This is a genomic window from Bifidobacterium sp. M3-N-101 (genome assembly GCF_023656805.1).
Lineage (GTDB): Bacteria > Actinomycetota > Actinomycetes > Actinomycetales > Bifidobacteriaceae > Bifidobacterium > Bifidobacterium breve.
Genome location: NZ_JAMOKQ010000003.1, coordinates 87,437 through 114,002 on the forward strand (window position 1 = coordinate 87,437; position 26,566 = coordinate 114,002).

Here is a 26,566-nt window from a genome sequence, read left to right on the forward strand (position 1 = left end):
TCAGTCACCCTCAGCCGAGAGCAGCAAAACGATCGGCCAAGGTACCGGCAGCTTCAGCAGCGGGCACGGCGACCTTGTTCTCGCCATTGCGATCGCGGATCTCAATGGTGCCATCGTTCACGTAATCGCGACCGACCACGGCGACCAGCGGCACGCCGATCAGCTCGGCATCCTTGAACTTGACGCCCGGAGAGACCTTCTTACGGTCATCGTAAATCACTTCAAGGCCCTTGGCCTCAAGTTCGGCGACCAGTTTCTCGGCACCTTCGAATGCCTTCTCGTCCTTGCCGGTGGCCACCACATGCACGGCGGCCGGAGCGATCACGGACGGCCAGGCCAAGCCGGCCTCATCGTGATGCGTTTCGGCGATGCAGGCCAGCACGCGGGAGACGCCGATGCCATAGCAGCCCATCCACACCGGCACGGCCTTGCCGTTCTGGTCGAGCACCTTCAAGTCCAATGCCTTGGAATACTTGAGCCCCAGCTGGAAGACCTGACCGATTTCCACACCGCGCTCAAAGCTCAGCGGGCCGGAACCATCCGGGCTCATATCACCGTGGCGAACCTCAACGGCCTCGACCACGCCATCGGCCTTGAAATCACGGCCATAGACCAAGTTGTAGTAGTCAACCTCGTTCTCATCAGCACCGGTGAACCAAGCGGAGCCCTTGACCACGTGCGCGTCCACCAAGTAACGCACCGGGTTCTTCACGCCAGCGGCTTCGGCCTGCGGACCAAGCACCATCGGGCCGATGTAGCCGGGCACCAGTTCGGGGTGGTTCTCCAGATCTTCTTCATTGGCCTCTTCAAGCTCAGCGGGGGCGAACTGGGCTTCCAGTCGCTTCATATCCACAGTGCGGTCGCCAGGCACACCGACGACGATCACTTCGCGCCACGGCTCGTCATGCTCCTCATCCTCAGGGTGCTTGACGGTAATCACCACGTTCTTGAGGATGTCGGAAGCCTGCCATTCGCGGCCATCGGTACGCGGGTGGTCGGCGTTGGCACGCTCGATCATGTTGTCGATAGTCTTGGCATCCGGGGTGGCTTCCTTGGAAGCGGCAGGAGTGTTGGAAGCATCGACTTCAGGCAGCTCCGGAGTGGTCAAAGCCTCGACGTTCCAAGCCTTGCCGGAAGGAGCCAGAGCGAAGGTGTCTTCACCAATCGGCATCGGGGCAAGGAACTCCTCGGAAGCAGAGCCGCCCATCGGACCGGACATGGCGAACACCGGCACGTACTTCAAGTCAAGACGCTGGAAGATGCGCTCGTAGGCACCGCGCTCGTCGTAGTAGGCCTTGCGCATGCCTTCCTCGTCGATGGTGAAGGAGTAGGCATCCTTCATGATGAATTCGCGGCCGCGAATCAGACCGGCGCGCGGGCGGAACTCGTCGCGGTACTTGGTCTGGATCTGGTACAGGGTGACGGGCAGGTCTTTGTAAGAGGAGTACATGTCCTTGACCAGAAGGGTGAACATCTCCTCGTGGGTGGGGGCCAGCAGGTAGTCGGCCTGGTGACGGTCCTTGAGACGGAAGATGTTGTCGCCGTATTCCTCCCAGCGGTGGGTGGCCTCGTAAGGCTCGCGCGGCAGCAGAGCCGGGAAGTGCACTTCCTGAGCACCGATGCCGTTGATCTCCTCACGAATGATGGCTTCAATCTTGTTGAGCACCTTGAGACCCAGCGGCAGCCAGGTCCAGATGCCGGGCGCAGCCTTGCGGATGTAGCCGGCACGCTGCAGCAGTTTGGCCGAATCGACATCGGCATCGGCGGGATCCTCGCGCAGGGTGCGCAGGAACATGGTTGACATGCGAAGGGTATTGGAAGTCATGTGTTCCAAGATATTCGCGTGAACCGACAAGCCCGCCTGCTATTCGCACTATTCCGGCCTTCATCTTGGCATTCGGACTCATTCGTACAACAATGATGGCTAGAAGGGTAGGAGGGCACGATGACGCAGCCGACCGAGCAACAGGGGAATCAGCCGGAACCCGCGGAGCAACCGGTGTATCAACCGGCCCAGCATGGGCCCCGCAATTTTCTGCTGCAACCCCGCAATTCCCAACGGCAGTTCCGCGACAACCGGTATCGCAACAGCCAATGGCCATGCCACCATTTGCGCAATCGCCTATGTCGGTCCCGGAACAATCGGCCTGTCCGGAGCGGCGCGCTGATTGTGGGTGTGCGTTTGCTGCAAGCACCGTTGATCTACGGCACGGTGATTCTTATCGTCAGCACGGTGACTGTGCTGTGGCCATGGCGGGCCGAATTCTCCCGCCACTACCGGTGGGTGTGGCTTGCTTTGGGCGGCATCATTCTGATTGTGGCAGCCGCGCGCTATGAGGCGAGCCTCAAATCGATGAGGACGATCGCCGCGCGTATTGGCGATCTGCGCTAAATCGCGCGAGCGACCTGAGGCAGATTACCAACGTCCGGCGATAGCAGTCCTGCATACGGGGCAGTGCCCATTGCCACTGTATCCGGCAGATAAACGGTTGGCAATGATTCGATACCAATCGCGTTCCACGAGCTTGGCCCTGCATTCAGGGTTTGGGCAATATGTGGTATCGCCTTCACGATCATGCACGTTGCCGGTGTACACATAATTGAGTCCCTCTTCGAGGGCGATGCCTCGGGCGCGGGTCAGAGTCTCGTGCGGGGTGGGCGTTACGTCCATCATGCGGTAACTGGAGTGGAATGCGGAAAAGTGCAGCGGCACGTCCGGGCCCAAGTGCTCGCGTATCCATGTACATTCAGCATGCAGCTGGGCATCGTCATCGTTGAGTCCAGGGATGAGTAGCGTGGTGAGCTCCACCCACACGTGTTCGCCTTCTGGTGTGCGTGCCTCGTTGACCGCATAGTCGATGGTTTCGAGCACATCGGCCAGATGCGTGCCGGTCACTTTCCAATAAAATTCTTCGGTGAAGCCTTTGAGATCGATGTTGGCGGCGTCCATGGCGGCGTAGAAGTCGGGCCGGGCTTCGGCGCTCATGTATCCGGCAGTCACGGCGATGGGATGAATGCCGAGCGCTCGGCAGGCTTCGGCCGTGTCGATGGCATATTCGGCGAACACGATCGGATCGTTATAGGTGAACGCCACCGAATCGATGCCCCGGTCGGCCGCGACCTGCGCGATTTTCTCCGGACTGGCTTCCACGCCGAGCCGGTCGAAACTGCGGGCTTTGGCAATATCCCAATTCTGGCAGAATCGGCAACCGGAATTGCAGCCAGCCGTGCCAAAACTCAGCACGCTGGAACCGGGGTGGAAGTGGTTGAGCGGCTTCTTTTCCACTGGGTCCACGGCGAAGCCGGAGCTGCGGCCGTAGGTGTCGGAGACGATGAGTCCGTCGTGGTTTGAGCGGACGAAGCAAAAGCCGCGTTGGCCGGGCTTGAGGACGCAGCGGCGCGGGCATAGTTCGCAGCGAGCGCGGTTGGTACCGTCGTGGAATTGCGTTTGCCAGCGGGCTATGGCGGGGTTACGAACATCTGTGACTGACGCCGTATGACCGCACGATTCCCGGTGACCACCCTCTGATTCTCGGTGACCACCCTCCGTCGCTTCGCGCCACCTCCCGCCAGCGGGAGGGGACATGGTTGCTGCGTTAGTGCTCGGCATAGGCGGTCACCTCGTAGCGTTGACAGTCGATTTCGCCATCGTTCCAGTCGTAGTACGGGCGGATACCGGCTTTGGCGAGCAGGTGAGCGACGAAATCGTGCGAATCGGGCAGCTCATCCCACACTTGTGGCAGGAATGTAGCGCTGCGGCCACGACGGTCGGCGAGAATCAGACCGTCTTTGCCGGGGCGTAATACTTCCTCAAGTTCAGTGCGCGAACGTACCGGGCGTTCGACGTTACTGCCGTCCCGTTTGACGGCGTCGGTCTGAGGTCCGGATTGCAGCGATGCCAGAGTCGCGGTCTTCGAGCCGGTACCGCACAAATCGGCGTCACAGGAGTTCACGGTAATCGGCTCGGGCGCGCCCAAGACGGATACCTCCACGTTGAGCAACGGGTATTCCGCGGCGGTGACCGGGTTGAAACGTGGGTCGCGGGTGGCGGCATCCACTGCGTGCTCGGTCACGTCCTTGCCGAGCGAGCGGTGGGCGACCAGCGAACCAATGCACCCGCGTAGCCGGCCACCCTCGGTCAGGGTAACGAAACAGGCACCGGGCTCGTTCAGCCATGGGTTTGCGGCAAGAATGGACGCGGTCGAATCAGCGGCGGTCGGATGCTCGATATGCAGCCGTTCCCGGATAGCGGCACGGGCAAGTTTCAGCAGCACCTCACCGTGGGATGGCGTACCCGATGCGCCTAAGTCATCTGCACCGGATGGAGCATCTGCTTCCGGCTTGGATCCCCACGCGGCGAACGAGACATATCCCACTACCGGCTCGTAGGCGTCTCGCATTGCGGGGCGAGGTTGGCCGGCGAGCGCCACCACGCCGTCGTCGCCGGAAGTGGAACAGCCGAGCTCGAAGAGCTTCATGTCCTTGCGGCCTTTTAACACATCCAGAAGGCCGTTGATCGGGTATGCGCCACAGGCCCGGCGAGGGTGAATCGGCAGAGGCAAAGCCGCAATGTCCGCAATGGCCTGATCATCCAGCGCGCGGGCGACTTCGTGCGGATGATAGTGCGAGAGATCCGAACTAATCACGATGACGGTTTCCGGTCCGCCCCACAAAGCACGCCACACATCGCCCACCTCTTGTGGCGTGGCGTCGCCCGCGTTCAACGGCACAATAGTGAGGTCTGGGCCGAGCACGGTTTGCAGGAACGGAATTTGTACTTCCACGGCATGCTCCTTCGTATGTGTGGGGTCATTGACGATCATTGCGGGAGCCGGTGCCCCCGGACGAGCATGTGTACCGGAACGAAGCGGCTCATCGGAAGCCGATTCCAAGCCTAAAGCTTTACGCTCAGCAACAACATCTACCGGCACCGTGCCCAGCGGCGTTTCAAACGCCGCTGCGGTAGAGCAAGCAACGCCTCACACGGCCACACGGTGAGTCGGCCCCACAATTACCGCACGAGTCACGCTTCCCCGCCCTCGTTCGAGCAAAGCATAGGCAAGCGCGGCCGCCGTGCCGGAATACACATAACCGGCACGCGGCACGATTACAGCCTTTGGCACTCCCGCTGGAAGCGTGGGCTCCAACTGTTGCAGAACCTCTCGACTGTAATCCAATTGATGGGTAATGAGTTGCTTGAGCGCTGTGCGGTCAGCGGGGTAGAACGAACCAGCCACCGCTGGCGGACGTATTGCGCCAGTGATTTTGCCGCTGCCGTCTGCCGCGCTTGCTGCATCTGACGCACTAGCCACACTAACCGTATCGATTTGCACACCGGCTCGGGCGGCCTCGCGAACCTCATTGTTTCCACGAAATATCTCGGATAGCACCATAACTACCACCGCTTATTCCATGGTAGCCGTTCAGTTCCTCAATGAAGACAAGTTCGCAGTGTCTTCTTCGGCTTCAAGGGGCCGATTCCGCCCCTTGGAGACATCTACTTGCGTTTCGAGGGGCTGGTCATCCGCTCAATCGCACATAGAAACGGCTTCATACCAACGTCATTCCGCCGTTTTTAAGCGTTGTCTACTTGGACATCAGCCCCTTGAAACGGAAGTAGATGTCCCGAAAACTCAAAATCCGCCCCTCGAAGTGCAGAAACACTCAAATTAGCGGTCGTTCGATATATCGACCGTCAAAATAACGCGTCCTGGGCGAAGTCATCATCGGGATTGGCACCAAATTCGTCCGGCTCAGCAGGTTTGAACGCGGTTGCACCTTCATCGGCCAACTGGTCGGAGGCCGAGGCCGAGGCTTCGCGCAGGTCGCCGTCGAGCACCACGGCATCGGGCGAAACGAGGAACATGCGTTCGTTGACGCCAGCCAAATACAGTCCACCCAGCGATTCGACTCGTGACAGCGCCACATATCCCATGCCCGGCGCGAAGGTGCGCTTCAGATCCATGACCGCACGGTCGAGCGTCATGCCTTGCGATTTGTGGATGGTAATGCCCCACGCGCAACGCAGTGGCACTTGAGAGACGGAGGCGAGCACGGTGTCGCCGTCCATCATTTCCCATGTGGCCTGTTTCATGGTGACGATGTTGCCGTTTTCGAATTCCACGATCGGCCAGCCGCCCTTGTTCTCCTGCGCGAAGCCGCGCACGGTGCCGAGCGAGCCGTTGACGTACTGGCGATCGGTGTCGTTGCGCAGGGCCATGACAGCCGCACCCTCCTTGAGTACCAGTCGCTCGGGGGCCAGCATGTTCTTCTTGAGCCGGTCGACCAGATTGGCGGGACCCGCGGTTTCGGCGTGGAACTCGTGCGGCTCAAGCATGATCTGGTTCAGGCGCATGTCGTTGAGATTGTCGGCCTGCCGGTTCACCGGGAATAGGTGGACGGCGACCTGGCCGGGCTCGGGCAGTTTGCCCAGACGGGTGACGAGCACGTCACGGTCGGACTGGGTCACGTCGCCTTCGCGAATGTCGGTGAGCACGGTCAGCAGTTCGCCGGTGTCCTGACGGTGCTGTTCGGTCAGATAGCAGATTACCGGGTTAAGTTCAGGCCATATCAATGATTCGGTGATGAAACCTTCCGGGTTAAGCCCGGCACGGGCATACCGTTCGCGACTGGCGATGAATTCGGGGGTGGGGGCGATGAGGTCGCGGTTGCGCCCGGACACCGAAACCGGCGGCAGTTGGAAGAAGTCGCCGGACAGCACGACCTGGATGCCTCCGAACGGGCGTGGGTCGCGACGCACTTCGCGGCAGACTTGGTCGACCATGTCGAACAGCCATGCGTGCAGCATGGAAACCTCGTCGATGACGAGGATGTCCGTAGCCTGAATCTTGCGTTTGCGCCGGGATTTGATGAGTTTGAGCAGACTCGGGCTCAGGGCGGTGGCCACGCCGACGCCACTCCACGAATGGATGGTTTGGCCGTTGATATGCGTGGAGGCGATGCCTGTGGACGCGGTGACTGCCACGCTGGCGCCGTCGGCCCGAGCCTGGCGGATGAACTCGTTCAAGACATAGGTCTTACCGGCACCGGGCGCACCGGTCAGGAACACGTTCGCGCCGGCGTTCAGAATGGCTAGGGCTTCGGTTTGGCGCATATCAACCTCTCTAGACTCCCCTCAGGGAGGGGAGCCAAGTACGGCGGACTACTTATTGAGAATGCTGGTGGCCACGATGTCGGCGGCGATGGCCTTGGAGGCGGCATCATCCGGGCCGGGGACGGGGGCCATGAAGGCCTTACGGTAGTAGCGCAACTCGTCCAAGGACTCGATGATGTCGGCGAGGGCGCGGTGGCCGCCGTTCTTCGGCGGACGGTTCTCGTAGACGGCCGGGTACCAGCGGCGGGCGAGCTCCTTCAGGGTGCTCACGTCCACGCTGCGGTAGTGCAGGTGGCTCATGAGGTTCGGCATGTAGTGGTCGAGGAACTTCTTATCGGAGCCGATGGTGTTGCCGGCGAGCAGGGGCTTGACGCCTTCCGGCGTGAAGCGCAGCACATAATCGGTGACCTTCTGCTCGGCCTCGGCCAGGCTCAGGCCATTCTCCCACTCGTTGATCAGGCCGGAACGGGTGTGCATCTGGCGCACGAAATCGTTCATATGGTTCACGGCCTTCTCGGACGGCTTGATGACGTAATCCACGCCCTCATCCAGCACGTTCAGGTCAAAGTCGGTGGGAACCACGGACACCTCGACGAGTTCGTCGCCGCCGAAGATGTCAAGTCCGGTCATCTCGCAATCGATCCAAATCAGGCGCGAGTCCTTCGCGCTGTATGTTTCCGCGTCATGGCTGTCGACCATGGTATGCCTCTTTTCCTTGCATTTTCTTGCATGCCATTGCCTGACATGCGCATGCCTTCGCGTTTGCAGAACAGTTCAGACTACAGCGCAGCCACTACAAATTGCCCGCAGCCCGGAAACCGCCCCCGCAAACACCCAGTCATCAGACCTCAGACTCGCAGCCGATGTTCCACGCGCCCCATCAGCTCACCGGCCAAAGCGCGCAGTGGTGGCACGCATCAGCAGCGAAGTAGGCATAACCGTATGAGGCTCGTCCAGCGTCTCGCCCCGCATAAGAGCCATTGCCTTGTTTGCAGCCAGCCGCCCGCCACTCAATGGGTCCTGACGCACCGTGGTCAAATCGGCCACATCGCTCAGCGGTTCACCATCAAAGCCGACCAGGGAAACCTCTTCGGGGATACGCCACCCCAACCGGCGCAGTTCCTTGAGCAGCAGCACCGCGCATCGGTCATTCTCCACACAGATACCGGTGGGTTGTGTATCGGAACCGATAAGTTGCGCCGCGATATCAGAGACGGCGGCAGCCTCATTGCCCATCGTCGCCTGTTCCGCAGAAGGAATCACCAGCACATGCCCGTCGTCGTACCTCTGATCGTCAACTGCTCTGAGGAAACCTTCCATGCGCACCGAGTCGCTGCATACGAAAGGGGAAGGCTGCATCGGCTGCTCCACGTATGCCACGCTTTCATGGCCGAACGAGCGCAGCAGCCGTACCACACCACGCATTGCGGCGATGTCATCAATCCGCACCGAAGCGTCAAACCCATCAGTAGAGGGGGTATTGATGCCGACGACCGGTACCGTCAGAGAGGACAGCACACGTTGTTTGGCGACGTCCAACACGAACGAGACGATGAACACGGCATCGATGTTCTGCGTGCCGGGCAGAGTATGGAAAAACCGTTCAAGGTCAGCGTCGCCCCACATCACATAGGGCACCACGTCATACCCCTCGCGCGAAAGCACCTCGTAAATACCTTCAAAGGTATGCGCGTTGAACCAGCTGCTGATTTCGTTGGGCATAAGCACGGCCACACGCATGGATTTGCCGCTGGCCAGCGAGAATGCCGTTTTCGAGAACGAGAAATGCAGGCGTTCGGCAGCCGCCTCCACTTTGGCGCGAGTCTCAGGGTTGACTTTATCAAGCCCTCGCAATGCCCGGGACACCGTGGAAACAGACACCCCCGGCTCCCCCGAACGCGACCGCTACATCTTCCGCGACGGCAAAGGCCCGAACGGCGACCAGCCGCCCACCAACTGGGAGAACCACTTCGGCGGCCCGGCCTGGACCCGCGTGCCCGACGGCCAGTGGTACCTGCACATGTTCACCAAGGAGCAGTCCGACTGGAACTGGAACAACCGCGAGGTACGCGACGACTTCCTCACCACGCTGCGCTTCTGGCTCGACCACGGTGCCGATGGTTTCCGCGTGGATGTGGCCCACGGTTTGGCCAAGGATCTCGACCGCGACGATCTCGACGACTACGTGGTGTGGTGCACGTCCGACCAGCCGGATGACGGCACGCACCCGGTAATCGACCGCGACGAAGTGCATGAGATCTACCACGAGTGGCGCAAGGTCTTCAACGAGTACAATCCTCCGGCGTTCGCCGTGGCCGAGGCATGGGTGCAACCCAACCGCCAGTACCTGTACGCCAGTCCCGACGATCTGGGACAGATCTTCAACTTCGAGTTCGCCAAGAAGGACTGGATTCGCGACGCCATGCACCAGGCCATCGAAGAGGGTATCGCCAGCGCCGAACGCTCCGGCTCCTCCGCCACATGGGTGATGAGCAACCACGATGTGGTCCACCACGCCACCCGCTACGGCCTGCCGCAGGTGCCGACCAGCGAATACCACCAGCTCGCCAAGGACTGGGTGCTGCGCGATGGCACCACCTACCCGCTGGACAAGGAGCTCGGCACCAAGCGCGCCCGCGCCGCCGTGCTTATGGAGATGGCGCTGCCCGGTTCCGCCTACGTCTATCAGGGCGAAGAGCTCGGCCTGTTCGGGGTGGCAGATATTCCGTGGGATCGCGTGGAAGACCCGTCCGGCCACCGCACCTCGCAGGCCGCGTCCACCAAGGGCCGCGACGGCTGCCGCGTGCCGCTGCCGTGGAAACAGCGCGGATGTGCCGAATCTTGCCGACCCGTCCGATGAGTTTGGCACCGACGGCTCCTTCGGCTTCTCCCCTACGACTCGCGCCGACGGTACCCCTGCCGCCGAGCCGCATCTGCCGCAGCCCAAGTGGTACAAGGATTTCGCCGTTGACGTGGAAAGCGCTGACCCGGATTCCATGCTCAACCTGTACCGCCGCGCTCTCGCGCTGCGCCACGAGCTGCAAACCACCGATTTGAGCCTCGCTTGGTTACCCGAGGACCGTTCTTCTGGCAAACCTGACGGTGCCAACGGATTCACTGGAGGCACCATCGCCTACAAGCGCGCCAATGGCTGGGCCTCGATCACCAACTTCGGCGCCGATCCGGCCGCGCTGCCCGCCGGCAAGGTGCTCTTGACCTCCGGCCCGCTCACCGAGGACGGCCTGCTTCCGCAAGATATGTCCGCTTGGATTCAGCTCCGCTGATGACCGCCTCGTGCGGGGCCCTTCCACACAGAGGGCCCCGCACGCACCCACATGCAATCCGAGTAATCCGTAATTCCTCCACGTAATCCTCTCCATGTAATCCCCTTCATGTAATCCCTCAACGAAGGGAAAGCTGCAATCATGACAACTGCAAGCGTGACCCCGAGCCCGTCCTCCAAAACCAACAAGTGGCGCTATACCGCGGCTTTCATGGCCTTCGCCGCCCTATCCGGCATCGCCTTCTACGGCACGATGTCCATCCTGGTTCCGCAACGTCTGCGCGATCTGGGCATCGAAAACTCCACCGCCGTGCTCGGCGCCATCAACTCCGCAGGCTCCATCGTCTCCATTTTCATCGTCCTGTTCGTCGGCGCTCTGTCCGACCGCACCGCCAGCAAGTGGGGCCGCCGCACGCCTTGGATCTTCACCGGCGCTTTCGTGTATGGCATCTGCTTCTGGTCGCTGAGCCGCCCGTCCAGCGCTCTGATTATTGGCATCTGCTATGTGCTCGCCCTCATCGGTCTCAACATGGTGCAGGCTCCGATCTACGCACTGATTTCCGACCGTGTTGAAGAGGAATCCCGCGCCACGGTCTCCGCGGCCATCGGCGGCGGCGGTGTGATCGGCCAGGGCATCAGCACGCTGATCGGCTCCCTCTTCATCACCAACATGGAAGTCGGCTTCGTGTGCACCGGCCTGTGCGCACTGCTCGCCGGTGTGCTTGCCGTGGTTATCGCCCCGCGTGAACCCTCTTCCAAGAACATACACAAGGATGCCGGCAAACCGCTGTGGAAGGTCGTTGTTGAGTCCCTTACCCCGCCGCTGAAGGATTGCGGCGATTTCTACCGCGCCTTCATCTGCCGCACCTGCCTCATCGTTGCCTACCAGATGATCTTCAGTTATCAGCTGTATATCCTGCAAGACCACATCGGCCAGTCCAAGACCCAAGCCGCCGCCATTCAGGTCATTTCCGTGCTCACGATGATCGCCTCGATGGTTGCCTCTCTGATCTCCGGCCGATCGCCGACGCCCTCGGCCGCCGCAAGGCCCCAATCATGGTCGCCTGCGTCGTATTCGCCGTGGGTCTGGCCATGCCATGGATTTTCCCGACCGCGATGGGCATGTACCTCTTCGGCGGTATCTCTTCCTTCGGCTACGGCATGTATCTGTCCGTTGACCAGGCGCTGAACGTGGATGTGCTGCCGAACAAGGAGACCGCAGGCAAGGACCCCGGATTCATGAACATCGCCACCTGCGCCGGCAGGCCATTGGCGTGGCAATTACCTCCAGCATCGTCACGATTCTGGGCTCCTACAACTTCGTGTTCCCGACCGCCATCGCGATGGCCATCATCGCCGCCGTTGCCGTTCTCGGCATCAAGCGCGTGAAGTGATCAACGAGTGGTCAATCCCGCGGAATGTTGCAATTTCAAAGATTTAAAAGTCCTTGAGATGCAGCATTCCGCGAAATTGTAGTCATAAATCAGACATATGGTTATTAATGAACCTACCAACGGTAGAACGGTGAACGTGGTATTTACGGGCAATGTCAGCCTTGGTGCAGCCTTGCTCCAGCATGGCATGAATGTCTGCCTCATAGCCTGACAGCTTTACTGTTGCTGATAAGCTTCCCACTGGTCGCCCTAATCGCACACCCTCTGCTCGACGTCGTGCCAAGGCCTCTTTGGTTCGCTGACTGATTAAGTTGCGCTCGATCTCAGCTGACAGTCCGAATGCAAACGCTAATACCTTGCTCTGGATATCATCACCCAAACGGTAACCATCCTTGATAGTCCACACCCGGCATCCTCTGTTCATACATTCCCCGAGCACGTCCATAATCATGAACAGGCTACGTCCCAAACGTGAAAGCTCTGAACAGACGATAAGATCACCTTCTCCTACTCTATCCAATAGTGGACCCAGTTTTCGTTTGTCTAGAGCTTTAGTGCCGCTGATGGTCTCCTCCACCCATTCATCTACTTTCAGTCCTTCGACACAGGTGAAACGCTCAATTTCAAATCGTTGATTCTCCAGTGTTTGCTTGTCACTACTCACCCGAACATAACCGTAAATCACAATTACCAGTGTCACAGATGCCGCAGGCAAAGGGGCGATTTCTCGCAACCGAAAATAGTGTGGGGTAACTTATGCCTGCGAGCCCAATACGCCATGGTGAAGGACGATGCTATTGTTTGCGCGCCTTCTCCGTTCATCGCCACTGATGACTGGTTCCTGCTAGGCGTCCTAAATTCTAAAGCAGCAGATTGGTACGTACATCAGGTCGGTGTTACTCGCAGTGGTGGCTATATGGAGTACAAGCCAGTCTTTGTGGAGCAGATACCAATTCCGCAGAACGTGCCGGAGAAGGAGCGAACTCGAGTTGCCTCGCTGGCTCAAGCAATACAGAACTGTCAAGGTGAAGAAATCTTTGAGTATGAGAAACAGATAAACGACATGGTTTTCGGCCTTTATGGAATCTGCAACAAGGAAATCCTGGCATTGCAATAAGTAACGACAGTTGGTAGCGTTGTCGGTGCGTTCCGGCAACGCTTGCTTTGGCAATTACTTTACCTGCTGTCTAATGAAGTCACGTTCCTTATCGTCTAATCCCACCGACGAAAAAATGCAATCGTTGATTGCTTGACGGCAATCTTTCCACTTCTGATCGGAACTTGACCAGGTACCAATTTGCACTATCAATGATTTAAGCGCCTCGCGTACCTGAGAGTTAAATTGAGGGACAGGAATAAGCTCTACTTTCTGCTTCTGCCATCGAACTGTTCCCATTCCCGTGGTGGTCCCCATGGTGGAGAAGGCATACTCCGCCAAATCAGAGTTCAGATATGCCGTCAATTCCGGCAGGGAACTGCCGAGTAACATGAACACAGAATTAGGAGCTATGAACTGTCCTTCTTTGTCAAATGCGAACTTTGCTCTGTCGGAAATTTCCCCCCACACGATTTTCGGTTGCGAGAAATCGCCCATATACGCGCAATCACGTAGATTATATGGGGTATTTCCTTGATCAGCGCGTTTAGAGAGTTTCGGTTCAAACGAGCTCAACCATTCTTTAGTAGCCGGATACTTGTTCACATCTATACGAGGGATATCGATACCCTCAGATTTATAACCGTTGTGGGTTGTAATCAAGTACTGATCCGCGAACTCGTAATGATAGCGCTTAATATCACGTCCGCGTAACACAGGACGGATGATTTCGGCACTCTTTGGGTCAGCTGCAATCAGTTCATCACGTTTTGCTTTATCGATGATGAAGGCATCATTCAGCCCAGTCTTAACACCATAATTGATACGCACATCAAGCTGCTTAAGAGGAGTGCCAACCTCTTCCATTTTGGCCTTGATGTCACGTTCCATGTCAGTGAGGATGACCCATGGTCCACCGTCTGGCATCTTCTTGTTAACATCCGATACGGTATTGCCTTTAACGAGATTGAACGGAATCGTTGTTGCGTACTTCTCGACGTATGCAGCAATGTCAGTCAACGAGTCATCCGCGTACTTCACAGCTTGAAGCACCCTGTCCGAATGCCCTTTGGCAAGCAACATGATGTTCGTGTCGACGGTGGCACTGCTGAAGCGCCCTGCACCCAAATCGATGAGAGAAATCACCTCCGCGTTCCGAGCCAAGTATTCACGCAGCTCCTTGCCATACCGGTTACGCATCCATTTGTTCGACGTGATGTAATTCAACACACCATGGCCAGACAACAGTTCCAACCCGCGCTCGTAAAACAACTCATACAGATCGCCGGTCTTGTTGTATGACCGGTATCCCAGCGATTCATATGCGATACGCTGATTCTTCATTTTCTGCAGCTGAACATACGGTGGGTTGCCTATGACCACATCGAATGCATCGGTGCCGAACATAAGGTCTGGGTCGAAGAACGGTGCATGACCGGTCTCGGACACAGTAGACGAATGAGGATGAAAATCGGCAATTTGCCGACCTCTTGAAGAGGCTACACCGCCGCCCAGCTGGTTTGAGATCTCTTCAAACTGGTGCATTAATTCGCTCTTACGCTCAGAATCGGTGGTGGCAAAGTAGCGTGAACGAATCTTCTTCAGTTGTTCAAGCAACTCACTCTCATCGGCTAAATCGAAGGCACCCTGATTTAGAATCCCTTTCTTCAACGATACGTTGGCAATCGTCATGTCTCTAACCTGATCAGTACCAGATACATCTTCGTTGGCCAATGGCACCAAGGAATCAGCACAGACAAACTTAAAGTCCAAGTTCGGTAGTGGCTCGACTTGTCCGATCGATTCTCGCTCCACAATCATGGACAGCCAGACGCGCAAACGAGCGATCTCCACCGCCATCGGCTCGATATCAACACCAAACACGTTGTTCTGTAGAATCTCCAACTTCTGCTGGTAGCTATTAGCTGTGGCAGCCTTCCCCATCAGACGAACACGGCACCGCATCAACAGCTGCAGCATTCCCATGGGAAATGCACCCGAGCCACAGGCTGGATCCAATACTCGGACTCGTTCAAGTGCTGCGATGGCCTGTGGCAGCACTATGGAGGTATTTGAGTTCCATAGAATCTTACGGGGAGCACTATCACTCTCCCACTTGCCATCAGAAGTATCCAGCAACTTATCAATACCCTGATGGATGCCATTATCGTTTCCAAGTTCACGATACAAGTACTGGCGCAGCGCTTCACGACACATGTACGCCACAATTTCGCGTGGGGTGTAGAACGCCCCCTTAGCGTTGCGGGCTATCTTGCCGGTGTCATCCATCTGCTCGGCCAGCAGGGATTCGAAGATACGGCCCAGCATCTCCGGGTCAATGGCCACCTGCTCGTAGTCCGGAGTGGACTCGTCGGTGGTGAAATCATACTGGCCGAAATGCTCATATAGTCTGGCGAAGAATCCCTCCGGGAACGGAATCGATTCATTCGGGAAATCGGTGGCTTGCTCCTCGAACAGACCACCATTCAGGAATGGCGTAAGCTTATCTCCGTCTTCTCCGCGACGATTCTTCGCCGTATTCAAAGTTGCGAAGAACAGACGCTTCAACTTTTGTTCGTAATACTCCGTAGAGTCCAGGTCCCCAATCTCCAAATAATGCTCATCTGGATTAATGAATTCCTTCTGGTTGAGGAACCAGACGAAGAGAATGCGTCCGATCAAACGGCTGGCGAACATCTTCGCGTCACCCTCGTCATGTCCGGCGGCAACAAGCGCCTTGACCAATTCGTTGAACCGTGCGGCGATACCAGCATAGAAGCGCTGGTTGACCTCGGCGACGTTGAGCGCATCCCACATCGCCGCATGCGCACACGCCTTGTCCGATTCCTCGACGGACCCATCCGGCTCGCCTCCGGCCAGTACCCCATGCAGCTTGTCCAGGATGCGCTTCTGCGTGTTCGACAATTCACCGCGCAGCTCCATGGTACGCAAGTTGCCCGCTCTGGACACCACCATGACAATGGAGGGAACATTGGCTGGGGCAAAAAAACTCACCCCGACCGGCTCGTCCTCAAAGAGCTCACCGTCCTCCCAACGAGGGGACATCGCCACGCATGCGCTGATGCGTGCCTTCGTGGCGGTTCCCCTCAACGCGCTGAACGTAGCTTGGAACAGCTCGTTCTCATCGGCCAGATCACAGACGAAGGCTGTGCGCAGCATCTGTGGATGGGTGACGAACCATTCCCCGTGCCTGTCCACGGGCACCGGACGGAGCAAAGCCTCCTCGATTTCGGCGTCGATGTCATCGGCTCCGATGCCACGAAGGATGGCGAGCACCTGCATCGCCACGCGCATGGCCGCAATCTTGCGGTCAACGTCCTCCGTGTCGGTGGACGTGCGCTCGCCATACTCGTCAAGGGCCTGCTGCAGACCAGTGAACGTAATCATGCCATTCCTTCCGACTATGCGCCCAAAGCTTTAAGGATTGTATACCGACGCGCTCCCCGTGGCCATGCCATCATAGATCGACAGACATGCCGGCCATGACGGGGCGCCATTTGCCGCCATCTTTGTCGCCATCCTGGTCGATGTCCCTAAGGAAGGAACTCCAATCGGACAGCAACTGTTCACTGATTTCCAGCGAGGCAAATCCTCCGGACATCTGGGCTTCCTTCCGCAGCCGGCTCATCAGTGCATCGTACCGCTGCTTGGCCTGTACCAGGCTTTGCACGGGGGCCAGTGCTTTCCGCAGCTGTCTGACACCCAACTGCTTCTGCAGCAACGCCAGCGGTTCCATCTCGTTTTTTCTTGGCGTGAACTTCCCCGAGGCCTTGGAGGACGCACGCATCCCAGCCATGGAGATTGCCAACTTCTCCATGACGGACCGGTCCAGCTGAGCATTGTCCGGTTTTCTCGCATTGTCCTCGGGGTTGGTTCTCAGCAGACCCAAGGCTTCCTCGCTCGTAATCGGTTCGGCCAAGAGCCGTGCCCTGGTCTCCACACGGATGAACCGGTAGTTCATCCCGTTGCCTATGCCACCGGCCTGCTCACACATCATCACCACCGATTTCTTCAGTTGCGAATCGGATGGCAGATAGTTCCACTTGCCCCTTGGCATCGCGTTGATGCGGTCGAGGTCTTTCTGCGTCGCATGCTGCAGGAACTCCCGCAGCGCATACACATGGGTGTTCCTCCACGACAGCATGTCGTTGTCCGCCTCGACGGTATCCATCACCTCCTGAATTCTGGCATCGTCACCGCTGTACAGGTCCTGGATGTATTCAATGGGGTTCTCGTCCTCGACAGTCAGCACGCCTTGGTCGGTGCCGATCGAGTTCTTGATGGTGTCGATCTTGCCCTGCAAGCGATCGATGAGCCCCAAGTAATAGTCCAAATCCTTGGCGGGAGCCATGTTGCCGATGAGCACTTGGTCGAACCGGGAGCCCAGCCGGTTGATGCGTCCGTTGCGCTGCACCATGCGAACTGGATTCCAATGGAGGTCATAGTTGATGAGGATGGCCGCGTCCTGCAGGTTCTGCCCCTCCGACAGCACATCCGTCGAGAACAGGTAGTCCAATTCCTCCTCGGGTCCGGAAAGCACACGCTTCTTGGACACCGGAGAGAAGCGTCCCACGATATTGTTCAGGTCGGAGGAGGATGCGGTCAGGAAGGCCGCCTTTCTGTCGAAATCGGGAACGATGTCTTTCAGTCGCACCGGCAAAGCCATCCGCAGATAATCGATGGTGTCGGCGTAAGCGCTGAAGACCAGTACCTTCCCACCGAATCGTCCATCATGAAGGGCCTTGGCGAACTCCTCAGCAAAGGCATCAAGCTTGGCATCCAGCTCTCCCTCGATGCATGATTCCAACACATCGAGGATAACATCCGTGATGCGTTGGTCACGCTCCACGTCACGAAGTAGGCCACGCATATCAAAGGCGTCCTCGTCCGCCTTGGCATAAGATATGCCCCGACCCTTGAGCTCCTCCTCGAAATCCTTCACCGGTTCGTCCCAGAACGACAACCGCGACTGTTCCTCCTCGTCACTTTCCAGCAACGACAACGCGGACGACTCGATAACGTATCCCTTCCCCAAGCATTCGGCGAACCTGTTCAGACGGTACCGGTAGCGTTCCACGGACAGCCGTAGCGCCTGCAGCGAGGATTCGAGACGCTTCAGCCAGAGGGTCTGCAGGATGTTGTGGATCGTCATGGCGGAGCGCAACCGCATGAGATCATCGGAGGGAAGGTCCAGCAATCCGATTTCTTTCACGCCCATGTTCCTGTACTGCCAAGAATACAGCTCAGCTCGGTACATAGGGAATCCCAGCAGTGATACCAGGGAGAACACATCCCGCACCAGTGACGATGACTTCCTCAATCCTTGGAATCTCCCCGCGTCCTGCGAGATGATATCCAGAGGGTGTCGCAACCGTTGCGTCTCGACGGACAGCTCGTCATCATCTACGGCAAGTGGATCGATGCCCTCGAACACGGCGGCATGACGGTCGATGGTGGATTCAACCTTCTGAACGGCCCGCGGGGGAAACGCATAATCGATTGTGACGAACACGTTGTCCGGAAAGCGCATCACCGGACCATTCCCATTCGCCATCAGCTCCGCCTCTTCCTGAACTCCCTGGCGGGTCGAGCGGACCACGAACCGGCTGATGCCCTGGGACAGTGGCTGACGATACGCTTCCCAGTCAAATGACTTTCCCTTGCTCTCGGCAACCTTCTTCTTGCCGTCGAGTTCCTCAAGGAACTCAAAGAAATCCTGGGATGGCACATATGCGCCACCAGGATCCTGATACGACACCATAATTCCGGAATGCATGCGACCGCCCAAGCCAAGCTCCAGCTCGCTGACCAAATCCCTGAACCCGTTGTTGATGGGAGTGGCCGTCAGCAGCAACACCTTGGCCTTGGGATTATCCCCGACTAACTTCAGAATGGCGTTGAACCGTTCGGAACGTTTGTTGCGGAGGTTGTGTGCCTCGTCAATGACGATCAGATCGGCGGGATACGACCTGCGGTAGGCGTCCCCCAACCGTCGGATGGCCTGGATATCCTGCTGCGACACCAAGCTATAGCTGGATTCGTCAAGGCCGAAAAATTCCTGCAGATCGGACTTCCATTGATCCTTCAGCTTGGCCGGAGGCAGGATGGCGATGTTCCGTCGGCCGTTCTTCCTGAAATGATTGATGACAGCACCTGCGGTGACTGTCTTGCCCAGGCCGACGGAGTCCGCGAGTATCACCGTACCCATCCTGTTGAGCTTGTTGATGAGTATGCCCGCATTGCGTTTCTGGTATGAATACAACACGTCTTCGCCATCGTCGTCATCGTCGCTCCCGTCCTCCAACGATGGGGCCATCTCGTCGGGGAACAGGCGCATCAATGCCTTGATGTATGCGTCATATGGGCCATAGGTTTTGTTGCCTACCGGAGAACTGCTCAAAATCTCCTGGAAGTCACCCGTCCATTCCTGGACCTCCGGCAGGTTCCACATCATGTCAAACCATGATAGGTGGCCGTATTGCTGTCCTTCAGTGGGGACCGGATGGATGACGATGCCTTCCTGGTCCTCCAGATAGTTCAGCTCGGCATTGCCACCAGTGGTGATGTCGGACAATCCCCTTCCAGTGAAGTTAGAGGATCCGATGATGCCGATGGCACCCGCGGTGTCGTAGGAACCGAACACATACTCCTTTGCATGGATGAACGGCTTGCGGCAGATGCGCACCTGCAGGCGTCCCTCCTGAATCATAACCGCCAGGATACGTGCCGTTTCACGATAGCGGGCCACCTCATCGTCGGGAAGCTCCCCCAACTTGCGCAGATCCTCGGAGATGTCCGCATCGGGAAAGTCCTTGTACAGGTTCGTCAGGCCGAGATTGCGCCTGGAAAAGGGTTCGGCACCAATCAGAATCCTGACGGAACGGTAATTCTTGATGAGGTCAATCAGCCTCGAGGTACCAATCATGTCCCAATAGCCGGTGACGATGGACAAATCTTTATATGCCGGGTCGGCCGCGACCTGACGAAGCACATCCCCCAGGGACTGGTTCCTGTTGTCGATGAATCGAATCAGCTTCGACATCGTTGTCCTCCCTCGTTGAACTGATTACATGGCATCAAATGCCGCCCACGCTAAGGCATCATGAATTACGCAGGTATATAATTACTTGTTTTAAGAACCTCGGCGTGTCGTGGTCACCGTATGATGAGGTGCCCGGTGCTGCAGCAACAACTTGGTAATACGGCAACGACGCGAAAACGCAAAGGAGGAACCCTCCGAACAAGCGGAAGGCTCCTCCACTCACCTCAGTATGTCAAAGCACCTCGGCAGTCAGATCAGTTGTTGTGGAAGCCGGAGTAGTTCGGTGCTTCCGCGGTCATCACGATGTCGTGCGGGTGCGATTCACGCAGGCCGGCGTCGGTGATGCGGATGAACTTGCCACGTTCCGGCATTTCGGCGATGTTGTGTGCGCCAATGTAGAACATGGACTGGTGCAGGCCGCCGAGCATCTGGTAGAGCACAGCGTTGAGCGGGCCGCGGTACGGCACTTCGCCTTCCACACCTTCCGGCACGACCTTGTCGCTGGAGGTCACGTCGGCCTGGAAGTAGCGGTCCTTGGAGTAGGACTTCTTGCCGCGCGGAGCCATGGCGCCAAGGGATCCCATGCCGCGGTACAGCTTGTACTGCTTGCCGTGCAGGAGCACCTTCTCGCCCGGGGCTTCCTCACAGCCAGCGAGCGTGCCGCCGAGCATCACGGAGGAGGCGCCAGCCACAAGGGCCTTGGCGATGTCACCGGAGTAGTGGATGCCACCGTCGGCGATGCAGGGCACGCCAGCGGCACGGCAGGCCTGGGCGGCCTCGTACACGGCGGTGAGCTGCGGAACGCCAACACCGGCAACGATACGGGTGGTGCAGATGGAACCAGGACCAATACCGACCTTGACGGCATCGGCACCGGCCTCGATCATGGCCTGGGCACCGGAACGGGTGCCGACGTTGCCGCCGATGATCTGCACGCCATCGAAGGCGGTATCGTGCTTCAGGCGGGAGATCATGTCGAGTGCCAGGCGGGCCTCACCGTTGGCGGTGTCGACCACGAGCACATCCACGCCGGCCTCCATCAGGGCGGAGGCACGCTGCCATGCGTCGCCGAGGAAGCCGACGCCGGCGGCCACGCGCAGGCGACCCTGCTCGTCCTTGGTGGCGTCCGGGTACTGTTCGGTCTTGACGAAGTCCTTGACCGTGATCAGACCAGTCAGATGACCTTCCGCATCAACCAGCGGCAGCTTCTCAACCTTGTGCTGGGCGAGCAGGCGGTGGGCGTCGTCCTTGGAGATGTTGGACGGACCGGTGACCAGGTTCTCCTTGGTCATGACATCCTTGACCTTCAGGGTGTCGTAATCCTCGGAGGCGATGAAACGCATATCACGGTTGGTGATGATGCCGACGAGCTTGTTGTCCTTGTCCACCACCGGCAGACCGGAGATGTGGAACTTGCCGCACAGCTTGTCGAGATCAGCCAAAGTGACCTCAGGGTTGACGGTCAGCGGATCGGTAATCATACCGGACTCGGAGCGCTTGACCACATCGACCTGAGCAGCCTGATCGTCGATGGACAGGTTGCGGTGCAGCACGCCGATACCACCGTTACGAGCCATGGCGATGGCCATCTCGGACTCGGTCACAGTATCCATGGCGGCGGAGAGCACCGGGGCCTTCATCGTGATATTGCGGGTCAGATGGGTGCTGGTGTCCACTTCGGAAGGAATGACATCCGTCTCGTTCGGCAGCAGCAACACATCATCATAGGCAAGGCCGAGCTTGGCGAAAATCGGGGGAAGGGGGGCATACGCCGACTGGGCGTTTAATTCATCAAGGTTTGTAGCCATGTAAACACTATATGAAAATGCGCTGACCTTCACGACACACGTGTGAGAACCGTCCAATCACATATGGCTCAACGCGTGCGGACTGCTATCAGGAAGGGTTTTCCTGTCCGCTCGAATCAGCGCCGGCAACCGGCAGCGATTCGCTTCCGGAACGCGTATTTTCTGGGGTTACGTCGTCATGCACTGCCGTGGCATGCTGCGCGTTGTGGCGCGCCGCTTCCAACGTAGCGTTCTCTTCCTGTATCTCCGGAATACGATGCTTCAGATACGGGTACATGGTGGCGATGGTCAGTACGACCACGGCAATCGCCATACCAAAGGCAACGTGCTGCGCCTTGAAGAAAAGAATGGTCAACGACCCAAACGCGATCAACGCCGCCCAACCCCAAAGAATCAGCACGGCTCCACGAACCGAATGGCCGATGCGCAGCATGCGATGATGCAGGTGCATACGGTCCGGATGCATCGGCGACTGCCCCTTGGCCAGACGCCGCACAATCGCCAGGCACATGTCGAGCACCGGCAGGAACAGCACCAGAATCGGCAACAGAATCGGCATGAATACCGGCAGATAGATACTGGCGTGAATCGATGCCGGATCAAGACGGCCGGTCATGACGATTGAGGCGCAGGTGATGAGATAGCCGAGCAGCATCGAGCCGGAATCACCCATGAACAATTTCGCCGGATGCCAGTTATGCAGGATAAAGCCCACACAGATGCCCACCATCATCACGTCGATCAGCGTGGCCAGCGAGGCGTAACTGGGCGAGTATCGGGCGATGATGTACGAATAGATGGCGAACGCGATGCCGCCGATGGCCACGATGCCCGAAGCCAGTCCGTCAAGACCGTCCACGAAATTGACCGCGTTGATCGAAGCGACAATAAGGAATGCCGTAATTGCCATGGACAGGCTCGGGGATGCGGTGATCAGAGAGCCTCCCAGCGGCAGCGAAATAATCTGCAAACCACCCCAGGCCACGAAAACGGAAATCAGCAGCTGACCGGCGAGCTTCAACATCCAGTCAAGATCCCACAAATCATCGGCCATGCCCAGCAGACTGATCATAATGCCGCCGGCAAGAATCACCCACATCTGGTAATTACCTTGGAACAGACCCGCAAGGAACGGCGTTCTGCTGGCAAAGATGGTGGCCACGGTAAATCCGATCAGCATGCCAAGGCCGCCCATACGCGGGGTGGGAATGGTATGCACATCGCGGGCGCGCACTTCGCCAACCGCGCCGATTTCGATGGCCACGTGGCGAATCAGCGGAGTCACCAGCCAGGTGACGCCACCCGCGATGGCCGCGACCAGTAAGTAAATCCTCATGCGCCTAATCCCCCGCCATTGAGGTGGAGGGCTTTGCGAATCATGGATTGGGGAATGACTCCCTCACGAAGAATCTCAATGCCGTCTCTCGCATACGGATCCGCTTTCACCACGGTGCTAGATATATGGCCTTGTGTGGGCCCGCCATCCAGATACAAATCAATCTGGTTTCCGAACGCTTCCACGGCCTCGTCCACGGTCTGCGCGCTTTCATCGCCGGAACGATTGGCGCTTGAAGCGGCCAGAGGACCAGTAGCACGAAGAATCTCAAGGCAGAGCGCCGAGTTGGGAATGCGAATGCCTTGCGTGCCGGGCCTGCCTTCCGCGGTGTCGGCCAACGTCTCCAACGTGCAATCGGGGCGCGCGACGGCAATCGGCGAAAACGCCCCCGGCAGGAAGGCGGCAGAAAGACGGTTCAGCGGCGAAGGTAGTTCGAGTCCGAGCTCGTCAAGTTGGTCAGTGGAATCAAGCAGAACCTGCAATGCCTTGTAGCGGGGACGCCGCTTGAGTTCGTAGATGCGGGCGATGGCAGCCGCATTGCGCGGATCACAGGCTACGCCATACACGGTATCGGTGGGAATGACGATCAGTCCGCCATCATGAATGATGCGTGCGGCCTGAGCCAACGACTCATCCGTGACCTTCCGCGTTGCGCTCATACCGTCTCCGTTCACCTGATTCATCACAATCTATCATTGCACCATTGTGCCCCGACTTGCACAACGACGATGACCGGGTTTCGTTCCGAACGGCATGCACCGTCCCGGGCGAAACCCGGTCACCATCAATTCGAAAGCAACCTGTGCCAGACTATGCGTCACGCGCCGAGGTATGCCTTGCGCACCTTCTCGTCGTGCAGCAGATCCGAGGCCTTGCCTTTCATCGTGATCTTGCCGGTTTCGAGCACATAGGCGCGATCGGCAATGGATAGGGCCATCTTCGCGTTCTGTTCGACCAGCAGCACGGTGATGCCGCTCTTGCGCAGAGTGACGATGATGTCGAAAATCTCCTTGACCAGCAGAGGCGAAAGACCCATCGACGGCTCATCCATCAGAATCGTCTTCGGATGGCTCATCAGGGCGCGGCCCATGGCCACCATCTGCTGCTCACCGCCGGAGAGCGTGCCGGCCAGCTGGCGGCGACGTTCCTTCAAACGCGGGAAGTAGTCGAACACCATCTCAAGATCCTTGCCGAGATTCGACTGGTCCTTGAGGCTGAACGCACCCATCTCCAGGTTCTCCTGCACACTCATGCGGGTGAACACATGGCGGCCTTCCGGCACGTGGGCCATGCCCAGGGTGACGATCTTGTTCGCATGCGTCTTAAGCAGGTCATGACCGTCATAGGTGATGCTGCCGGACTTGGCCGGCACCAGACCGGTGATGGTGTGCAAGGTGGTCGTTTTACCGGCACCGTTGGCTCCGATCAGGGAGACGATCTCACCGTCGTCCACCTTCAGACTGATGCCTTTGACCGCGTCGATGGCGCCGTACGAGACACACAGATCCTTGATTTCCAGCATCAGCGTGCCCCCTCTTCTTGAATCGTCTTGGCGATGCTTGGCTCCGGCTCGACCTTGGCGGTCGAGTCGCCGTCCGCATCATCATTGCTGTCGCTACCCAGATAGGCCGAGATGACCTGCGGGTTGTTGGCGATCTGCTCCGGCGTACCGGATGCGATGGTACGACCGTAATCAAGCACCTGAATGCGCTGGCAAACGCTCATCACCAAGCTCATGTCATGTTCGATGAGCAGGATGGCGATGCCGAAACGATCACGGATCGTATTGATGCAGTGCAGCAGATCCTCGGTTTCCGTGGGGTTCATGCCTGCGGCCGGCTCGTCGAGCAACAGCAGCTTCATGCCGGTGGCCAAAGCGCGCGCGATCTCCAGCTTGCGCTGCTGGCCGTATGGCAGGTTGGCCGCTTGCGTGGCCGCCAAGCCTTCGAGGTTGAAAATGCGCAGCAGGTCGATGGCCTTCTCATGCATCTCATGCTCCTGCTTCCAGAAGCCCGGGGTGCGGAAGATGGCGCCGCCCATATGGTAGGAGAACGATTCGTCAAAGGCGACGAGCACATTCTCCTCAACGGTGAGCTGCTTGAACAGGCGGATGTTCTGGAAGGTTCGGGCGATGCCGGCACGAACCACCTGATAGGTCTTCTTGCCGTTCATGGGTTCGCCATCCAGCCAGAAATCGCCCTCGGTGGGCTTGTACACGCCGGTCAGCAGGTTGAACACCGTGGTCTTGCCGGCACCGTTGGGGCCGATCAGACCGACGAGTTCGCCTTTGTTGATGGTCATGTTGAAGTCGGATACGGCCTTCAGACCACCGAAGGTGATGCCGAGATGTTCGGCTTTGAGGATGGGCTGGGTATCGTTGCTCATCGTGCAGCCTCCTTCTCGGTTGTATCGGCCGGTTCGTTGACGGCTTTATCGGACTTATCAGCAGCCCTGTCGTTCTTGCTGTTTCCGCGAAGCAGCAGCCGGTTGATGAGCTTGGGCAGCGAGAACTCCCATGAACCGAAGATGCCCTGCGGGCGGAAGATCATGACAAGCACCAGCACCACCGAGTAGGCGAGCATACGGTAGTCGGCGAAGGCACGCAGCAGCTCGGGCAGGATGGTCAGGCCGATGGCGGAGACGATCGAGCCGGTGAGCGAACCCATGCCGCCGAACACCACCATGATCACGTAGTTGATGGAGTTGAGCCAGCCGGCCATGGTGGGGTTCAACGAACCGATGTACTGGGCGAAGATGCCACCTGCAATGCCTGCAAAGAATGCGGAAATCGCGAAGACAAGCACCTTAAGGTACGTGGTGTTGAGTCCGGAAGCGCCCGCAGCGATCTCGTCGTCGCGAATGGCCTTGACGGCGCGCCCGTAACGGGAACGGCCGAACATGAAGAGCACGACCACGGTGACCACCATGATCCAGAACACGACGTACAGGTTGGCGGTGCGTTCGATGCCGATCAGGGCCTGTCCCGCGGCACCCTTGTCAAGGCCCATGCCGCCGGCAACCTTGAGGTTTTGGATGATCACACGAATGATCTCACCGAAGCCCAGCGTGATGATGGCCAAGTAATCGCCATGCAGTCGCAGTGCCGGGATACCAATCAGGATGCCGAACACACACGCCACAATGCCGCCGATCAGCGTGGTAATCAGGAACCTTGCGGTGGGGTCAACGCCGATGCCGGCTGCAACCATGTACTTGGATGCCAGTGCGGCTACATAGGCGCCGATGGCCTCAAAGCCGCAGCAACCCAGCGTCAGCTGGCCAAGCACACCGATGGTGAGGTTCAGGGATGTGGTCATGATGATGGCGATGCATGCGGTCATCATGATGCCCTTGATATAGGAATCGGCCAGACCGGATTCGCACAGAGCCATCACGATGCCGAATGTGGCAAGGATGCCTAGGAAGCACACCACATAGGATTGTGTGGTGGAAAGCATTGTCTTCTTCATAC

Annotated in this window: 18 protein-coding genes and 2 pseudogenes; 4 read left to right on the forward strand and 16 right to left on the reverse strand. The window is 58.3% G+C overall.

Translation table 11 applies throughout. The features are described from left to right. Positions 1-10 precede the first annotated feature (10 nt). On the reverse strand, positions 11-1,825 hold the full coding sequence (locus NBH12_RS02995) for a proline--tRNA ligase (RefSeq protein ID WP_025299976.1): 1,815 nt from the start codon (positions 1,823-1,825) through the stop codon (positions 11-13). A gap of 120 nt (positions 1,826-1,945) precedes the next feature. Here NBH12_RS02995 and NBH12_RS03000 point away from each other — a divergent pair, with 120 nt between their 5' ends. After that, positions 1,946-2,392 carry an SCO7613 C-terminal domain-containing membrane protein gene (locus tag NBH12_RS03000; protein WP_236716270.1) on the forward strand — a complete coding sequence of 149 codons (447 nt, stop codon included), beginning with the start codon at positions 1,946-1,948 and terminating at the stop codon, positions 2,390-2,392. A gap of 24 nt (positions 2,393-2,416) precedes the next feature. Here NBH12_RS03000 and amrS read toward each other — a convergent pair whose 3' ends face one another. From amrS to NBH12_RS03030, 6 genes and pseudogenes are all read right to left on the reverse strand, one after another. Beyond that, complete coding sequence (gene amrS / locus NBH12_RS03005; RefSeq protein ID WP_081293894.1) at positions 2,417-3,610, reverse strand: AmmeMemoRadiSam system radical SAM enzyme; 1,194 nt, start codon at positions 3,608-3,610, stop codon at positions 2,417-2,419. Next, positions 3,597-4,478 (reverse strand): AmmeMemoRadiSam system protein A, encoded by an 882-nt coding sequence (amrA, locus tag NBH12_RS03010; RefSeq protein WP_350448183.1) that lies wholly within the window; start codon positions 4,476-4,478, stop codon positions 3,597-3,599. Before amrA ends, amrS begins: the two co-directional genes overlap by 14 nt. Then, positions 4,452-5,393, reverse strand: a pseudogene (gene amrB, locus NBH12_RS03015) (AmmeMemoRadiSam system protein B); the annotation flags it as partial. The gene amrA and the pseudogene amrB, both read right to left, overlap by 27 nt. Before the next feature lie 302 nt (positions 5,394-5,695). Further along, positions 5,696-7,114, reverse strand: a complete 1,419-nt coding sequence (locus NBH12_RS03020) for a DEAD/DEAH box helicase (protein WP_065452787.1) — start codon at positions 7,112-7,114, stop codon at positions 5,696-5,698. 48 nt (positions 7,115-7,162) lie between these two features. Then, positions 7,163-7,813, reverse strand: a complete 651-nt coding sequence (orn, locus tag NBH12_RS03025; protein ID WP_060618405.1) for an oligoribonuclease — start codon at positions 7,811-7,813, stop codon at positions 7,163-7,165. Between the two features lie 186 nt (positions 7,814-7,999). After that, the gene (locus tag NBH12_RS03030) at positions 8,000-8,995 is read right to left on the reverse strand and encodes a LacI family DNA-binding transcriptional regulator (RefSeq protein WP_060618957.1); all 996 of its coding nucleotides are present in this window, start codon (positions 8,993-8,995) and stop codon (positions 8,000-8,002) included. Between the two features lies 1 nt (position 8,996). On the opposite strand from NBH12_RS03030, the pseudogene NBH12_RS03035 reads away from it, so the two are divergent. After that, positions 8,997-10,398 (forward strand): annotated as a pseudogene (locus tag NBH12_RS03035) (alpha-amylase family glycosyl hydrolase); the annotation flags it as partial. A 141-nt stretch (positions 10,399-10,539) separates the two neighbouring features. Next, positions 10,540-11,586, forward strand: a complete 1,047-nt coding sequence (locus NBH12_RS03040; RefSeq protein WP_236717492.1) for an MFS transporter — start codon at positions 10,540-10,542, stop codon at positions 11,584-11,586. Between the two features lie 287 nt (positions 11,587-11,873). Here the strand turns inward: NBH12_RS03040 and NBH12_RS03045 are convergent, their stop codons facing one another. Next, positions 11,874-12,476, reverse strand: coding sequence for a master DNA invertase Mpi family serine-type recombinase (locus NBH12_RS03045; RefSeq protein WP_032739433.1), 603 nt, complete (start codon positions 12,474-12,476; stop codon positions 11,874-11,876). Between NBH12_RS03045 and NBH12_RS03050 the strand changes: the two genes are divergently transcribed. Beyond that, a complete protein-coding gene (locus tag NBH12_RS03050; protein WP_236252503.1) occupies positions 12,438-12,908 on the forward strand; it encodes a TaqI-like C-terminal specificity domain-containing protein in 471 nt (156 codons plus the stop codon). The genes NBH12_RS03045 and NBH12_RS03050 overlap by 39 nt on opposite strands. Positions 12,909-12,962: 54 nt before the next feature. On the opposite strand, the gene NBH12_RS03055 is transcribed toward NBH12_RS03050, so the two are convergent. The 8 genes from NBH12_RS03055 to NBH12_RS03090 all read right to left on the reverse strand — a co-directional run bounded on the left by NBH12_RS03055 (position 12,963) and on the right by NBH12_RS03090 (position 26,564). Continuing rightward, positions 12,963-16,295: an Eco57I restriction-modification methylase domain-containing protein gene (locus NBH12_RS03055; RefSeq protein WP_250819164.1), complete on the reverse strand. Its 3,333-nt coding sequence runs from the start codon at positions 16,293-16,295 to the stop codon at positions 12,963-12,965. Between the two features lie 70 nt (positions 16,296-16,365). Beyond that, a complete protein-coding gene (locus NBH12_RS03060; RefSeq protein WP_052790500.1) occupies positions 16,366-19,950 on the reverse strand; it encodes an SNF2-related protein in 3,585 nt (1,194 codons plus the stop codon). A 254-nt stretch (positions 19,951-20,204) separates the two neighbouring features. Next, positions 20,205-21,758: an IMP dehydrogenase gene (guaB, locus tag NBH12_RS03065; protein WP_052792053.1), complete on the reverse strand. Its 1,554-nt coding sequence runs from the start codon at positions 21,756-21,758 to the stop codon at positions 20,205-20,207. A gap of 88 nt (positions 21,759-21,846) precedes the next feature. Next, positions 21,847-23,094 carry an MraY family glycosyltransferase gene (locus tag NBH12_RS03070; RefSeq protein WP_003830129.1) on the reverse strand — a complete coding sequence of 416 codons (1,248 nt, stop codon included), beginning with the start codon at positions 23,092-23,094 and terminating at the stop codon, positions 21,847-21,849. Next, a complete protein-coding gene (locus tag NBH12_RS03075; RefSeq protein WP_015439103.1) occupies positions 23,091-23,753 on the reverse strand; it encodes an L-threonylcarbamoyladenylate synthase in 663 nt (220 codons plus the stop codon). The genes NBH12_RS03070 and NBH12_RS03075 overlap by 4 nt, the downstream gene beginning before the upstream one ends. A 158-nt stretch (positions 23,754-23,911) precedes the next feature. Further along, entirely contained in the window at positions 23,912-24,616 is a 705-nt protein-coding gene (locus tag NBH12_RS03080; RefSeq protein ID WP_003832732.1) for an ABC transporter ATP-binding protein, read from the reverse strand. Then, positions 24,616-25,479 carry an ABC transporter ATP-binding protein gene (locus NBH12_RS03085; protein ID WP_019728210.1) on the reverse strand — a complete coding sequence of 288 codons (864 nt, stop codon included), beginning with the start codon at positions 25,477-25,479 and terminating at the stop codon, positions 24,616-24,618. Before NBH12_RS03085 ends, NBH12_RS03080 begins: the two co-directional genes overlap by 1 nt. Then, positions 25,476-26,564 carry a branched-chain amino acid ABC transporter permease gene (locus NBH12_RS03090; RefSeq protein WP_014484152.1) on the reverse strand — a complete coding sequence of 363 codons (1,089 nt, stop codon included), beginning with the start codon at positions 26,562-26,564 and terminating at the stop codon, positions 25,476-25,478. The genes NBH12_RS03085 and NBH12_RS03090 overlap by 4 nt, the downstream gene beginning before the upstream one ends. Between the last annotated feature and the right edge of the window lie 2 nt (positions 26,565-26,566).

Bases quoted from the DNA above. Each gene is read 5' to 3' on its own strand.
- NBH12_RS02995 (WP_025299976.1), bottom strand. From the start codon at position 1,825: ATGACTTCCAATACCCTTCGCATGTCAACCATGTTCCTGCGCACCCTG.
- NBH12_RS03000 (WP_236716270.1), top strand. From the start codon at position 1,946: ATGACGCAGCCGACCGAGCAACAGGGGAATCAGCCGGAACCCGCGGAG.
- amrS (WP_081293894.1), bottom strand. From the start codon at position 3,610: ATGCCGAGCACTAACGCAGCAACCATGTCCCCTCCCGCTGGCGGGAGG.
- amrA (WP_350448183.1), bottom strand. From the start codon at position 4,478: ATGAAGCTCTTCGAGCTCGGCTGTTCCACTTCCGGCGACGACGGCGTG.
- NBH12_RS03020 (WP_065452787.1), bottom strand. From the start codon at position 7,114: ATGCGCCAAACCGAAGCCCTAGCCATTCTGAACGCCGGCGCGAACGTG.
- orn (WP_060618405.1), bottom strand. From the start codon at position 7,813: ATGGTCGACAGCCATGACGCGGAAACATACAGCGCGAAGGACTCGCGC.
- NBH12_RS03040 (WP_236717492.1), top strand. From the start codon at position 10,540: ATGACAACTGCAAGCGTGACCCCGAGCCCGTCCTCCAAAACCAACAAG.
- NBH12_RS03055 (WP_250819164.1), bottom strand. From the start codon at position 16,295: ATGATTACGTTCACTGGTCTGCAGCAGGCCCTTGACGAGTATGGCGAG.
- NBH12_RS03060 (WP_052790500.1), bottom strand. From the start codon at position 19,950: ATGTCGAAGCTGATTCGATTCATCGACAACAGGAACCAGTCCCTGGGG.
- guaB (WP_052792053.1), bottom strand. From the start codon at position 21,758: ATGGCTACAAACCTTGATGAATTAAACGCCCAGTCGGCGTATGCCCCC.
- NBH12_RS03070 (WP_003830129.1), bottom strand. From the start codon at position 23,094: ATGAGGATTTACTTACTGGTCGCGGCCATCGCGGGTGGCGTCACCTGG.
- NBH12_RS03075 (WP_015439103.1), bottom strand. From the start codon at position 23,753: ATGAGCGCAACGCGGAAGGTCACGGATGAGTCGTTGGCTCAGGCCGCA.
- NBH12_RS03080 (WP_003832732.1), bottom strand. From the start codon at position 24,616: ATGCTGGAAATCAAGGATCTGTGTGTCTCGTACGGCGCCATCGACGCG.
- NBH12_RS03085 (WP_019728210.1), bottom strand. From the start codon at position 25,479: ATGAGCAACGATACCCAGCCCATCCTCAAAGCCGAACATCTCGGCATC.
- NBH12_RS03090 (WP_014484152.1), bottom strand. From the start codon at position 26,564: ATGAAGAAGACAATGCTTTCCACCACACAATCCTATGTGGTGTGCTTC.